15 protein-coding genes are annotated in these 12,927 nt (G+C 36.8%); 10 read left to right on the top strand and 5 right to left on the bottom strand.

Features of this window, described 5'->3' with window-relative positions; translation table 11 throughout:
* The first annotated feature begins 217 nt into the window (after positions 1-217).
* Positions 218-814, top strand: a complete 597-nt coding sequence (locus ACZ11_RS13270; RefSeq protein WP_049666757.1) for a lipoprotein heptaprenylglyceryl N-acetyltransferase LhaT — start codon at positions 218-220, stop codon at positions 812-814.
* 60 nt (positions 815-874) lie between these two features.
* A complete protein-coding gene (locus tag ACZ11_RS13265; protein WP_082172811.1) occupies positions 875-1,549 on the top strand; it encodes a zinc metallopeptidase in 675 nt (224 codons plus the stop codon).
* 142 nt (positions 1,550-1,691) lie between these two features.
* Here the strand turns inward: ACZ11_RS13265 and ACZ11_RS13260 are convergent, their stop codons facing one another.
* Positions 1,692-2,561: a YitT family protein gene (locus ACZ11_RS13260; protein WP_049666755.1), complete on the bottom strand. Its 870-nt coding sequence runs from the start codon at positions 2,559-2,561 to the stop codon at positions 1,692-1,694.
* Between the two features lie 115 nt (positions 2,562-2,676).
* Between ACZ11_RS13260 and ACZ11_RS13255 the strand changes: the two genes are divergently transcribed.
* The 6 genes from ACZ11_RS13255 to ACZ11_RS13230 all read left to right on the top strand — a co-directional run bounded on the left by ACZ11_RS13255 (position 2,677) and on the right by ACZ11_RS13230 (position 8,105).
* On the top strand, positions 2,677-3,012 hold the full coding sequence (locus ACZ11_RS13255; RefSeq protein ID WP_049666753.1) for a nucleotide pyrophosphohydrolase: 336 nt from the start codon (positions 2,677-2,679) through the stop codon (positions 3,010-3,012).
* Positions 3,012-3,809, top strand: coding sequence for a 4-hydroxy-tetrahydrodipicolinate reductase (dapB, locus tag ACZ11_RS13250; protein ID WP_049666751.1), 798 nt, complete (start codon positions 3,012-3,014; stop codon positions 3,807-3,809). Before ACZ11_RS13255 ends, dapB begins: the two co-directional genes overlap by 1 nt.
* Before the next feature lie 19 nt (positions 3,810-3,828).
* Positions 3,829-4,233, top strand: a complete 405-nt coding sequence (mgsA, locus tag ACZ11_RS13245) for a methylglyoxal synthase (RefSeq protein ID WP_049666749.1) — start codon at positions 3,829-3,831, stop codon at positions 4,231-4,233.
* A gap of 33 nt (positions 4,234-4,266) precedes the next feature.
* Positions 4,267-5,412, top strand: a complete 1,146-nt coding sequence (gene bshA, locus ACZ11_RS13240; RefSeq protein ID WP_049666747.1) for an N-acetyl-alpha-D-glucosaminyl L-malate synthase BshA — start codon at positions 4,267-4,269, stop codon at positions 5,410-5,412.
* Positions 5,399-6,577: a CCA tRNA nucleotidyltransferase gene (locus ACZ11_RS13235; protein ID WP_049666746.1), complete on the top strand. Its 1,179-nt coding sequence runs from the start codon at positions 5,399-5,401 to the stop codon at positions 6,575-6,577. The genes bshA and ACZ11_RS13235 overlap by 14 nt, the downstream gene beginning before the upstream one ends.
* 544 nt (positions 6,578-7,121) lie before the next feature.
* A complete protein-coding gene (locus ACZ11_RS13230; protein ID WP_049666744.1) occupies positions 7,122-8,105 on the top strand; it encodes a biotin--[acetyl-CoA-carboxylase] ligase in 984 nt (327 codons plus the stop codon).
* Between the two features lie 351 nt (positions 8,106-8,456).
* On the opposite strand, the gene ACZ11_RS13225 is transcribed toward ACZ11_RS13230, so the two are convergent.
* The 4 genes from ACZ11_RS13225 to ACZ11_RS13210 all read right to left on the bottom strand — a co-directional run bounded on the left by ACZ11_RS13225 (position 8,457) and on the right by ACZ11_RS13210 (position 10,980).
* Positions 8,457-8,975, bottom strand: a complete 519-nt coding sequence (locus ACZ11_RS13225; RefSeq protein ID WP_049666741.1) for a GNAT family N-acetyltransferase — start codon at positions 8,973-8,975, stop codon at positions 8,457-8,459.
* A gap of 253 nt (positions 8,976-9,228) precedes the next feature.
* Positions 9,229-10,062: a DUF4097 family beta strand repeat-containing protein gene (locus ACZ11_RS13220; protein WP_049666739.1), complete on the bottom strand. Its 834-nt coding sequence runs from the start codon at positions 10,060-10,062 to the stop codon at positions 9,229-9,231.
* Complete coding sequence (locus ACZ11_RS13215; RefSeq protein ID WP_049666737.1) at positions 10,062-10,667, bottom strand: DUF1700 domain-containing protein; 606 nt, start codon at positions 10,665-10,667, stop codon at positions 10,062-10,064. Before ACZ11_RS13215 ends, ACZ11_RS13220 begins: the two co-directional genes overlap by 1 nt.
* Entirely contained in the window at positions 10,660-10,980 is a 321-nt protein-coding gene (locus tag ACZ11_RS13210; RefSeq protein ID WP_049666736.1) for a PadR family transcriptional regulator, read from the bottom strand. Before ACZ11_RS13210 ends, ACZ11_RS13215 begins: the two co-directional genes overlap by 8 nt.
* Before the next feature lie 216 nt (positions 10,981-11,196).
* Here ACZ11_RS13210 and ACZ11_RS13205 point away from each other — a divergent pair, with 216 nt between their 5' ends.
* Together ACZ11_RS13205 and ACZ11_RS13200 are read left to right on the top strand one after the other, a co-directional pair.
* The gene (locus ACZ11_RS13205; RefSeq protein ID WP_049666734.1) at positions 11,197-11,868 is read left to right on the top strand and encodes a TetR/AcrR family transcriptional regulator; all 672 of its coding nucleotides are present in this window, start codon (positions 11,197-11,199) and stop codon (positions 11,866-11,868) included.
* Between the two features lie 2 nt (positions 11,869-11,870).
* Positions 11,871-12,632, top strand: coding sequence for a CPBP family intramembrane glutamic endopeptidase (locus ACZ11_RS13200; RefSeq protein ID WP_049666732.1), 762 nt, complete (start codon positions 11,871-11,873; stop codon positions 12,630-12,632).
* Positions 12,633-12,927 lie beyond the last annotated feature (295 nt).

The raw sequence follows: 12,927 nt of genomic DNA, 5'->3' as shown, positions 1-12,927 counted from the left end.
GGCGGCTCCTGGAAAGCAACGTCACAGATGAGACTTGGAGCGAAGCGTCTTATCTGATTCGCTCAGTCAGAACGGAAATCAACCCCACGTTATGGATTTGGGAAAAGTACTGCCAATATTCATTTTCGATAGTAAGTGGCAAATTAAAGACTATTTTATACATAATAACAGTTAAAAAAGGCATCTTAGTAAAGACAGAAGATAAAGGAGTTTAAATATGCAAATTACACGAGCAAACATCTGGTATCTCCTTACACATAAGTCATTTTTAATACTATTACTAATTATTAATCTATTAGGAACTATTTACGGTTATTATTGGTATGGATGGCAGCTTGCCATCACGAAGCCAATTTTTTATATTTTTGTGCCGGATAGCCCGACAGCTAGCTTATTCTTTTGCTTTGTATTGTTAGCTTGGATTATGAATAAAAAATGGCCGCTAATGGAAGTGCTAGCCCTTATTACATTAGTGAAGTATGGAATTTGGGCTGATGTTATGAATATTTGGACGTTGATTGAAACTGGATCAATTGGTTGGCAAGGCTGGATGCTCGTGGGCTCACATTTTGCGATGGCTGCGCAAGCAATTCTGTATCTCGGTAAATATGTTTTTTCATATTGGCATATTGCCGTGGCAGCGGTATGGACATTGCATAATGATGTGATTGATTATGTATTTGGCCAAATGCCGATGTATCGTGATTTAGAAAATTATACGAGCTATATTGGCTACTTTACTTTTTGGCTATCAATTATATGCATTTTTCTAGCCATCTTCTCAATTAGGTGGCGCAAATATTTGCCGAATTAGGTAAATGATTATAGAATTATAGTATCGAGGTAGAAAGGGGTTAGAAAATTGTCAATAAGTATGTATATTGTTTATTTTGCAATAATAATGCTACTGCCGCTTTACGCACAAATGAAAGTAAAGGGTACGTATAATAAGTTTGCAAAAGAAAGTACAATGAAGGGACAAACAGGTGCAGAGGTAGCGCGTGCGATTTTAGATGCGAACGGCTTATATGATGTACGAGTTGTTCCAACACAAGGTGTGTTGTCTGATCACTATAATCCGGCAACAAAAACAGTTGCTTTATCGGAAAGTAATTTCTACGAAGCGAGTATTGCTGGTGCTGCAGTTGCTGCCCACGAGGTTGGCCATGCCATCCAGCATAAAGAAGCTTATTCGATGCTGACATTACGCAGTAAGCTAGTGCCAGTTGCAAATATTTCATCAAATATGTCTTGGATATTTGTAATGATTGGTATTTTTGCAAGTAGTTCGAATATGTTACTTTTAGGTATCGTATTATTAGCAGCAGGTGTGGTTTTCCAATTAGTAACGTTACCAGTGGAGTTTGATGCTTCAAAGCGTGCTTTAGTGCAGATGAATTCTCTGGGGCTTATTACAAATGAAGAAGAGCGTCCAGCACGAAAAGTGTTAAGTGCTGCAGCATTAACATATGTTGCCGCAGCAGCAGTAGCAGTATTAGAATTATTACGTTTAGTATTAATTTTTACAAATATGCGAAATGACGACTAATTAAAAAACTTGTTGTAGTGGTATTTCACTATAGCAAGTTTTTTAATCCGTTAAACTATGTATATAATTTATTATGAAAAAAAAGCCTACGCTCACGAAAAAGTAAAATGTCTTTTTCGTGAGCGTAGGCAGGTTGTTAATGTTAATGTAGAGGTTGTTTTTGGGCGTCTAGCGTGAAGCCTTCTCCTGCAACATCTCGTACTTCTATTATAGATACGAAAGCGTGTGGATCAACCTCATGAACTATAGATTTTAAGCGTACAACTTCATTGCGACCAATGACACAATAAATAACTTCTTTTTGTTGTTTAGTAAAATGTCCATGACCTTCAAGTATAGTAAGACCGCGTTCCATTCGTAATGCAATCAACTCAGCAATGGCGCTAGACTTTTCAGATATAATAAGTGCACCACGTGCTGCATATGCTCCTTCTTGAACAAAATCGATGACGCGCGCGCCAACAAATACCGCAACAAGAGTATACATCATAGAGCGAGCATCTAAAAATGTTAGCCATGATAAGATAATGACAATTGCGTCAAAGACGAACATCGTTTTCCCCATACTCCAGCCAAAATATTTATGCCCAAGGCGAGCCAAAATATCTACACCGCCTGTTGTACCACCGAAGCGAAAGACGATACCGAGTCCTAGTCCAACAAAAACCCCTGCAAAAAGAGCAACAAGTAACAGATCGTCCTCTAAATGAATAGTAAATTGATACTTTTGGAAAACTTTAAGGAAAACTGAAACAGATAAAGTTCCAACAAGCGTATAAATAAATGATTTTTTTCCTAGTAAACGATAACCAATTATAAACATAGGAATGTTTAAAAGTAAATTCATTAAGGCAGGGTCCCAGCCTAGTGTAAAATAAAGTATAAGTGTTATCCCACTTAGGCCACCTTCACCAAGTTGATTTTGCATGTTGAAGTGGACGAAGCCGAAGCTAAAAATTGCAGCTCCGAGCATTATTGCGATGATATTGCTGATTTTGATCTGTTTTAGCATATGACCTCCTGAAGTCCCAAACAATTGAAGTAGTGATATCTATTATCTGACATTTTATTGTTTTTGACAACAATGGTGTAAATTTTATAGGATGGTAAGTAGGAGTGTGATTTAAATGACTGAACAAGTGACAATGCATGCTTTACAGCAGCGTGTGGATGATTATATAGGACAATTTAAGGAAGGCTATTTCCCACCATTTGAGTTATTGGCACGTCTAACCGAGGAGCTTGGTGAATTGTCTCGCGAGGTACAGGACGTTTACGGGCAAAAGAAGAAAAAGAGTACAGAGGAAGCAAACAGTATTGAAGAAGAATTAGGTGACTTTTTCTTTGTTTTAGTTTGCTTTGCAAATGCTCAAGGCATTAAATTAGATGAAGCACTTTTACGCGTTATACATAAATTTGAAACAAGAGATAAAGATCGCTGGACTAGAAAGGATGGAGAATAATGTCAATTCGTGTAGTAATAGCAGGACCTAGGGGAAAAATGGGGGCTGAGGCTGTACATACGGTCATGAAGCATGACAAAATGGAATTAGTAGCAGTACTAGATTATAAGGAAGTAGGAAAAACATTAGCTGATCTGGATATGTTTCCGGCAAGTTATACGGCTCCAATCTTTACAGATATGTCTGAACTTGTAGAGGCGACTGCACCAGACGTATTAGTAGATTTAACAAGCCCGCATGCAGTATACAAACATACTAAAGAGGCCTTGAATTTTAATGTACGACCTGTAATTGGTACAACAGGCTTTACAGATGAACAACTAGTGGAATTATCAGCAATTGCTAAAGAAAAAGAGCTAGGCTGTATTATTGCTCCAAACTTTGCGATAGGAGCAATCCTTATGATGAAGTTTGCTAAGGAAGCGGCGAAATATTTACCTGATATTGAAATTATTGAAATGCACCACGATCAAAAGCTAGATGCTCCATCGGGAACAGCTGTTAAAACGGCACAATTGATTCAAGAGGTGCGAACACAAAAGACGCAAGGACATCTAGAGGAAAAAGAAACAATCGAGGGTGCAAGAGGTGGAGAGTTTGATGGCATGCGTATTCACTCTGTTCGTTTACCAGGTTTAGTGGCACACCAGCAAGTGTTATTTGGCGGAGATGGGCAGCTGTTAACAATTCGTCATGATTCGTTAAATCGTAATTCTTTTATGTCGGGTGTAGCATTTTGCGTAGAAGAGGTCATGAAAATGGATCAACTTGTATATGGTTTAGAAAACATCATCTAAAGATTGGGATGGAAGCATTATGAAAATCGCATTAATTGCACATGATCGTAAAAAAGATAATTTAGTACAGTTTGCTATTGCATACCGAGATATTTTAAATGAGCATACGTTGTTTGCTACGGGTACAACAGGACAGCGTGTTATTGAAGCTACAGGCTTAGAGGTAACACGTTTTCGTTCAGGACCACTCGGTGGCGATCAACAAATTGGCGCAATGATTGCCAATAATGATATGGACATGGTCATTTTTTTCCGTGATCCTTTAACAGCACAACCACATGAGCCAGATGTTTCTGCACTTATTCGTCTTTGTGATGTTTACCAAGTGCCACTGGCCACAAATATGGGAACGGCAGAAATATTACTAAAAGGCCTACAAGAAGGCTTTGTGGATTGGAGACTGATTCAAGAAAGACGAAATTAAAAAAAGACGTGATTTAGAAAGGATGATAATCGAATGAAAAAGCTAAAAATCGGCATTACCTGTTATCCAACTGTTGGAGGCTCTGGTGTTATTGCAACAGAATTAGGAAAAATGCTTGCAGAGAGAGGACACGAGATTCATTTCATCACCTCAAGCGTACCATTTCGATTGAATAAAATTTATCCAACCGTCTTTTTCCATGAAGTAGAAGTTAACAATTATTCAGTATTTCAATATTCGCCATATGATATAGCATTAGCGAGTAAAATGGCGGACGTGATTAAGGATGAAGAACTAGATGTGCTTCATGTGCATTATGCAATACCACATGCTGTCTGTGCTGTTTTAGCACGTGAAATGAGTGGTCGCGACATTGGGATTGTCACAACGTTGCACGGTACTGATATTTCGGTGCTTGGGCAGGATTCCACTCTTTCGCAGGCAATTAAGTATGGCATTGACAAATCTGATATCGTTACGACAGTGTCAGAGGCATTAAAGCAGCAAACCTATGAGCTTATCGATACAGTAAAGCCGATTAACACGATTTACAACTTTGTTGATGAACGTGAATACTTCCCGCGCAATTCAGGAAGCTTAAAGGAACAATTTGGAATTGAAGAAGATGAAAAAGTTATTATTCACGTATCTAACTTCCGTAAAATTAAAAATCTTCCGCATATTATAGACGCCTTTATGAAGATTCGTGCAAACATGAAGGCAAAGCTATTGCTTGTAGGAGATGGTCCAGAAAAGCATCGTGTAATGGATCAAGTAAAGGAAAGTCCTTATATGGAGGATGTTCTATTTTTAGGCAAACAAGAAAATTTGGCCGAATTATATGCGATAAGTGACCTTAAATTATTATTATCACAGCAGGAATCATTCGGGTTAGTTTTACTTGAAGCAATGGCTTGTGGTGTACCTTGTATTGGATCAGCTGTAGGCGGTATTCCAGAAGTCATTGAGCATGGTGTAGATGGCTATATAGTAGAATTAGGTGACACGGACGCAGTGGCAGAGTACGCCGTGAACCTATTGAATGATGAAGAGAAATTACAACGTTTCCGAGAAGCGGCTATCCGTGCTGTTGATGAAAAATTTCATTCATCTAAAATTGTAGAACAATATGAAAAATTGTATGAAAAGGTTGCTGAAAGAAATCATGCAAAACAATAAAGAATGGCAAGCAGCCTATTCAGTTATTGAACAACTAGAAAACGCAGGCTTCGAAGCAGTGATCGTTGGTGGTGCGGTACGAGATGCTATACTTGGTCGTCCTGCCCACGATGTAGATGTTGCGACAAATGCCATGCCAGACGAAGTAAAGTCTGTCTTTAATCATACAGTTGATATAGGGATTCAGCATGGGACGGTACTTGTTATCGACCCAGCTGGTTCTGTGGAGGTAACGACATATCGAACAGATGGTGAATATACGGATCACCGTAGACCAGAGGAAGTGCAATTTGTACGTTCACTAAAAGAAGATTTACAGCGTCGAGATTTTACGATGAATGCCATAGCGATGCGTCGAGATGATTCTTTTGTTGATTTTTACGGAGGACGCCAAGATATTGAGGCTGGTGTAATTCGAGCTGTTGGTGATGCACAGAAACGTTTTTCGGAAGATGCATTACGAATGCTGCGAGCCGTACGTTTTTCAGCACAGCTCGGTTTTCTAATTGAATCAGAAACCTTGAAAGCAATGCAGGAAAAGGCCGATAATATTTCTTGGATTGCGAGAGAGCGAATAAAAGCAGAGCTCGATAAGCTATGGGTAGGGAAAGATGTTTATAATGGTATAAGGAAGCTTGAGGAAAGCAATTTAGTAAATTATTTAAATGGTACTTTTCAAGCTAAAGACTGGTATGAATTTAACACGCAGGACAAGCTACTAGGCTGGGCATATTTTGCGGTGTTACAGGGTGAAGATTGGCGAGAAGTGCTAGGTGAATATCGTTTATCGAATAAGGAGATGGCATTTGTTAAAGCTGTGTTAGAAGCTTTAAAAGCTTTAAAAAACGGCTGGACAAATATGGATTACTTTTTGTATACAGAACAGGAACTAGAAACTGCTTGTTATTTTGCGGAGCTGAGACAGCTTGATGTTCATATGCCACAACAAAGTATACAGGAAATACAGACAAAGCTTCCAATTAGACACAAACGAGAGCTAATTGTAAACGGTACAGATTTATTAAAATGGTCCGGAAAAAAAGGTGGACCATGGGTAAAAGAAGCATTGCTTGCGATGCTTGAAGCAGTTGTCAATGGCGAGCTTCAAAATGACCGACAACAGATAAAAAATTGGATAGAACACGATTATTTCAAAAAAGAATGATAACCATAGATTTTTAAACGAGGAGCCGGTCTCAAAAAATGAATGAGACGGCTCCTTATTAATTTGGTTCTATAATATTTTTTTGCTTAATCACCAAAGGTTTTGGGTGACAATTGTTAAAATGCAACATGAGTATAAGTTAATTGGGAAGGCTAGGCGGTCAAATCACAGCATCACAGATGAGACCCTGGAGCGCGAGTGAAGCGGATAGAGGAACGAAGACTAAAAGCATAACGTCCTGTGATAACGCCTTCATGACCAACATCCTGTTGTTGCCACTGCCGCTTCGCTTTCGCGCAAAAAACATCTGTTGCCCCGACGCCCCCAGGAAAGCACCCAGCCGGAACGGAAATCAACCCTATGTTATGAGGGTAATCAAACGATCCGAAGTAAAATAGTTAAAATAACGAATAACTAGAGCTAAAAGATATTTGATGATAGAATGTGGTCAATTGTCATAATTTACAGTATGATAAGTACAATTGAATCAATATTTTGCAAGCAACAAAAATTAATAATAGAGTTTACTAAAGGATTGATTAGCATGAGTATTTCTATGAAGGATGAAATTTTAAAAAGAATATTAGCTGCTAATGGTGAGGCCGTTTCGGGTCAGGAGATAGCAGATTCCCTTGGAGTATCACGTACAGCTATATGGAAACATATGCAGTCGCTACAAGAAGAAGGCTATACATTTGAAACTGTAAAGAAAAAGGGCTATGTACTGACTGGTGTGCCAAACAGCTTAAGTCCAACACAAATTGAACTATTTTTAAATACTGAACGTTTTGGACGTGAAATTCATTATTATGACGTTGTTGATTCAACACAAACAATCGCTCATAAGCTTGCACAGGAAGGCGCTCCACATGGCACTATTATTATCGGTGAGGAGCAAACTGCTGGTCGCGGTCGTATGGCGCGTCCGTGGGAATCTGCAAATGGCACAGGTATTTGGATGACCATTATTGTAAGACCAGATGTTACTCCTCAGCAAGCTTCATCTTACACACTTGTCGTAGCAGTTGCGGTTACGATGGCTATTAAAACATTATATAACCATATTGAACCAGCCATTAAATGGCCAAATGATTTACTCATTAACGGTAAAAAATGTACCGGTATATTAACAGAAATGCAGGCTGAAGCAGACTGTGTACAAGCACTACTGGTAGGTATAGGTATTAATGCAAACCAAGTCGAAGCAGATTTCTCTCCAGAAATCGCTGATATTGCTACATCTTTACGTTTAGAAGCGGGTGAGGAAATTAATCGTGCAGCCCTTGTCGCATCTATTTTACAATATTTAGAACAATTCACGGATTTATACGTGAAGGAGGGCTTTGCTAGCATTAAAATGCTTTGGGAACAAATGTCATGTACCATTGGACAACGTATCGAAGTCACGACTTTACGCGAGCGCTTTGAAGGCGTTGCCAGTGGGATTACGGATGAAGGTGTACTACAGCTAACAGAGGATAATGGCACAGTCCGAACAATTTATGCTGGAGACATAAAAATTTTATAGAAACATGTGCACATACTTATTTAACAAGACCGTATATTTTCAAATCTGAAAATATACGGCTTTTCAAATTTTTCGAAATATATTTAGCTCCGTATATTTTTTACTCGTTTGTAGTCTTGTCTAAAGAAAATAAGAGAAAGTATTAGTAAAACTATTGGAAGAAAAAAGAATCCAGAGTCATATTTAACTGAATGCTCCATTTTTAATCCGAACAAATAAATAAAGTAAAAGAAACAGATAAAGAGATTGTTCCCGCTATAGTTTTCATTACAAGCCCCCCAATAAGTTAAAGTCTTTAGAGACAATTCCAGACGTAATTACGCCGAGGCATAATTGATATAGCTCTCTATTTTATTTTTCTGTAACCTTATCAATATCATTCCATACGTAAATAAGCTCTTCTAATACTTTTCCGCCAATCTTAATTTCGATGTTATTGACATATTGTGCACCATAATATTCATAGAAATTACGTGTTTTATTTTCTGCTAATACTTCAACAAATACTTTTTCATATCCTTTTAGTTTAAAATAGGCGAATATTTCTGTGAGTAGTTGCTTCCCGATTCCCATTCCTTGATATTCTTCTAAAAGATATATAGAAGTTAAATCAGTTGCATTCGGTACTGAATTAGTTTTTCGTGTGCCACCAGTTGCAAAGCCGATTATTTCATTCTGTTCATTTTCCGCCACCAGTACATAATTCGTAGCATCTGAAATATTTTTCTTCCAAAGCTCTGTTCGCTGTTCGTAAGATAAATTATTCAAAAAATCATCTGGAAGAATGCCTTTATACGTTGTTCTCCAACTATCAACATGTACTTTTCCTATACCTTGAGCATCTTGACTATTTGCTTTTCTAATGTTCATATTGATCACCTCAAAAATAGTATTTTTGTCTAAGTAGACGCCATAACAAGCCTGATTCACCTCAGAATATGCTTAACTTACAAGAATCGTACTAATACATTCATATAAGTATATGAAAATTATATAATAAATAGAAAATTCTTACTATTATTCATAGATAGGAACTAATCTTATAAAAATCCTACTAAAAAGGCAGAATCACAAAAATGTAATTCTGCCTTATCAGTGAAGAAAATTAAATCGGTAGCTTACTTTATTTCAACGTTAACTGTAAGTCACCATGTGAAATAGTTGCTTTTAGTTGGTTATCACCGTTATAAGATTGCGATACTTTGTTGTTTTGATCCTTGCCATCAACTGTAAGATCCCCGAAGTCTGTTTGTAATTCAAAGCCAAGTTCACTTTTTTTATTTTGTAAATGAAGTGTAGTATCTCCGAAGTCAGATGTAATAGTGGATTGGCCATTTAATGTTCCATCTATGTTAATTTCACCATGATCACTTTCAGTAACGAAGTCATTACTTGAAAATTGTTTTAAATTCATATCACCAAATGATTGTGTAATCTTTGTTTTATCACCAGTAGTGTCTTTAAATATAATGTCTCCAAAATCTTCAATAAGATTTAACTCCTGATAATTCAGACCACGAATGGTTGTATCTCCAAAATTATTTTCAAGGATAACGGTTTTCAATTTTACATCTGAAGGAACATAGATTTTGATGGAAGGAGTTCTGAAGCTACCAAATCCGAATTCAAAACCATTCTTCTTCTTACTCTTAGTTTCAACAGTTAATGTATTATCTTTAATACTGTACGTCACATCATCATTTTTAATAACATTTGTTTCTAATGCATAACGATCACTAGTTATAACTTCAACATCTCCATAGTGATTGATAACATTGAGATTAGTGAAATCATCTAGTTTATAGGAGCTGTTTACTAGTTTATTGTTCTCTGGCAATTGGATGCCTTCATCATTTAACACAAAACTCCATTTCCCGCCAGAGAAATAACCAACTAGAGCTAACAGCATGCCAAAAGCAATCATAGTAATGGCAATATGGGTATGTCGAGACGTCATTAGTATCCCTCCTTCCGCTTCTTCGTTATTTTATGGAATAGTTTACCTAATGCTTCAACACAAACAACAACGATTGTTTTGATCAAACGAGCAACGATTGGGAAAAGCATAATGCCCAGACCTGTTACGATAAAGCCAACACCCATAAAAAGTAACGCTGTCGGCCAGTGCTGAGTTAAAATGAAGAAGCCTGAAATAAGAGCAACAATTCCACCGAAAAAGATACTAAGTACAGTTGCGATAATTGCGATGATAACGCTGAATATAACTGCTCCAAATGAAAAAATAAGTGCTATAGCAACTACAAGTAACGGTAATGAAAGTGGGGCAGATATAATTGCTAGAATGATAAGCCAGATCGCAGACATATTCTTCTTAGTCGAAGTAGACGTTGATGTTGCTTCTAAATCCTTTAATGCATAGTCCGCCATTATTTGTGATGCAACATGAGAAGGGGAGCCTAGTTGTTGAATGACTCGCTGTTCATTTTCCTCTCCTGCTTCATCGAAATATTCCTCATAATAGGCAAGCGCAGCATCAATCTCATGCGCTGGAAGACGTTGTAATTTCCCCCGTAGCTTTTTCAAAAAGCTTGCTCTATTCATCGTATTTCCCTCCTATAAGTACACAATCAACCTTTTCTTTATACTTGTGCCATTCTTTTAATAGTTCCAGTAATCGTATTCGACCTTGCTCGGTAATTTGGTAATACCTTCTATTTCTACCTTGGTAGGGCTGATCGTAGGTTGTTAAGCAATTTGCTTTTTGTAAACGACGTAATACTGGGTACAGCGTAGATTCTGATATATCCATCACGGATTGTATTTGCTGTGTTAATGAGTAACCATAAGCATCCTCTTTATCGACGATAGCGAGTACACAAGCGTCAAGTAAAGCTGAGCCAAGTTGAAATGTCATCTTCTCTCACCTCACAATGTAATACCTATACGAGGTTTTATATTATATGTCGTATAGTATGGTGGAAGTATATTACATATCGCATTAGATTGTCAAATTTTATTAAAAGTTCAAGAGAAAAATGACAATGATGTCATTTTAAATTGACAATAAAAGGTATATTAATTATGATAAAAATGACAATAGTGTCATTTTTTATGTTTGGAGGTAAAGATAGTGCCAAAGGTAAGCCATGAATATGTAAAGGAAAAGAAAAAAAGCATTTTAGAAGCAGCTATAGCAGTATGTAAAGTTAAGCCACTCTATGACATTTCGATGAGGGATATTATTAAAGCATCAGGAGTAAGTCAGGGTGGGATTTATCGTTATTATTCCGACTTGGATGAAATACTTATTGAGGTTATTAATCAAGTAAATGTTAATGCAGACTATAAACATATTATCGATGAAATTACGGATACAAGTAATTCTCCTACAAAAACAATCATTAAATTATTTAATTTTCTTGGAGAGTACATGAAGGAAAATGTATCAACAGTTGGCAAAATCCAATTTGAGCTTACGATTTTATTTGCTAACAATCCAGATAGAGAAAAGAAAATATTATCGAATATTTATGAGAATGAAAGTGGGCAATATTTTATGCAACAAATTTTCCATTCAATCCATAATGGTATTTCTTCAGGATGTTTTCAGCTTAAGATTTCGATAGAGGATCTATCTACTTTTATAATGACGTCCATTGATGGCATTGTGAGAGACGTTGTCTTGCAAAAATGTTACGGGGTGTTCTCAAATGGTCAAGTGCAGTTTGATGAGATTCGTTTGATGAATACACTTTGCAAATCCGTATTATTACTATTGGGTACGAATGAAGGAGAGGATTAAAGTTGGGGGTAGAGATAAGAAGATTTCTATTTTATACCTTTGCAACGTCTTGGATAATATGGGGCAGTTTAGCCTTATTAACACAGCTGAATTTACTGAAGTTTGGCAATGCAATATATATGCTATTGTTTATTCTCGGCGGAATTACTCCTGCAATTTGTGAGATTTGGTTGAAAAAGAAATATTCGACTAAAGAAGAGTTTAAATTATTTATCCATAATGTAAAAAATCCTAAGCATCCTGTATCTTGGTATATTTTTGTAATCGGGTTGGCATTTGCGGCTTTTTTTTTACCAACGCTATGGGGCGGAGCAACTATGGAGAATCCAATATATCTGACGTTACTTGAATTGCCAATCATGATTATAGGAGGAGGGGTGGAAGAAATCGGCTGGCGTGGTTTTTTACAGCCTACATTACAAAAAAGATGGTCTCCCTTCACGAGCACAATGATTGTGGGCGTTATTTGGGCAGTCTGGCATCTGCCATTATGGTTTGTCATTGGATCAAATCAAATGAACATGAACTTCCTATGGTTTTCTCTAATAACTTTAGCGTTATCCTTTTTATTGACGATTATTTACCAATCCACTAAAAGTATTTTTCTCTGCATTATTTTCCACGCTTTAACCAATTCATTTTGGGATGTGTATGTACCAGTTACAAACGTATCGTCTGGTATATTAATATTATTATTTGCACTGTTTCTATTTACAGTATTTGAAGTTTATCGAAAATCAATCTTTCAGAAACGAATGGTTTGAATTTGGTAATAGTTATTGATCGTAATTATTAGAAAATAATATTTGAAGATTACTAGGTGAATCTGTTATAGTATGTGCGAAGGGCAGTATCCTTTTGTGAACGGCACCTTCAAAACTAAGAACAATTTACAATAAATATCTGCCTTGATCTTTTAATGACAGGGACGGAAGAAAACAAGCGTTCAAAAATATAACTTGATTCAATGGAATGGGCAATTCTCTCAAAGAGATTTGCTTCGATATCCCTTTATTAAGTTATGGCCTCTAATCTAAAACAAGAGGTGATTTTTGATAA

Source organism: Lysinibacillus xylanilyticus, from assembly GCF_001183605.1.
GTDB classification, from domain to species: Bacteria; Bacillota; Bacilli; order Bacillales_A; family Planococcaceae; genus Lysinibacillus; species Lysinibacillus xylanilyticus.
Note: the sequence above shows the minus strand (reverse complement) of the source record. Positions and strands in the feature narration are given on the sequence as shown.

What these genes read in the sequence shown, in the direction of transcription:
- ACZ11_RS13270 (WP_049666757.1), top strand. Translation starts at nt 218, where the DNA reads ATGCAAATTACACGAGCAAACATCTGGTATCTCCTTACACATAAGTCA.
- ACZ11_RS13265 (WP_082172811.1), top strand. Translation starts at nt 875, where the DNA reads ATGTATATTGTTTATTTTGCAATAATAATGCTACTGCCGCTTTACGCA.
- ACZ11_RS13260 (WP_049666755.1), bottom strand. Translation starts at nt 2,561, where the DNA reads ATGCTAAAACAGATCAAAATCAGCAATATCATCGCAATAATGCTCGGA.
- ACZ11_RS13255 (WP_049666753.1), top strand. Translation starts at nt 2,677, where the DNA reads ATGACTGAACAAGTGACAATGCATGCTTTACAGCAGCGTGTGGATGAT.
- dapB (WP_049666751.1), top strand. Translation starts at nt 3,012, where the DNA reads ATGTCAATTCGTGTAGTAATAGCAGGACCTAGGGGAAAAATGGGGGCT.
- mgsA (WP_049666749.1), top strand. Translation starts at nt 3,829, where the DNA reads ATGAAAATCGCATTAATTGCACATGATCGTAAAAAAGATAATTTAGTA.
- bshA (WP_049666747.1), top strand. Translation starts at nt 4,267, where the DNA reads ATGAAAAAGCTAAAAATCGGCATTACCTGTTATCCAACTGTTGGAGGC.
- ACZ11_RS13235 (WP_049666746.1), top strand. Translation starts at nt 5,399, where the DNA reads ATGCAAAACAATAAAGAATGGCAAGCAGCCTATTCAGTTATTGAACAA.
- ACZ11_RS13230 (WP_049666744.1), top strand. Translation starts at nt 7,122, where the DNA reads ATGAGTATTTCTATGAAGGATGAAATTTTAAAAAGAATATTAGCTGCT.
- ACZ11_RS13225 (WP_049666741.1), bottom strand. Translation starts at nt 8,975, where the DNA reads ATGAACATTAGAAAAGCAAATAGTCAAGATGCTCAAGGTATAGGAAAA.
- ACZ11_RS13220 (WP_049666739.1), bottom strand. Translation starts at nt 10,062, where the DNA reads ATGACGTCTCGACATACCCATATTGCCATTACTATGATTGCTTTTGGC.
- ACZ11_RS13215 (WP_049666737.1), bottom strand. Translation starts at nt 10,667, where the DNA reads ATGAATAGAGCAAGCTTTTTGAAAAAGCTACGGGGGAAATTACAACGT.
- ACZ11_RS13210 (WP_049666736.1), bottom strand. Translation starts at nt 10,980, where the DNA reads ATGACATTTCAACTTGGCTCAGCTTTACTTGACGCTTGTGTACTCGCT.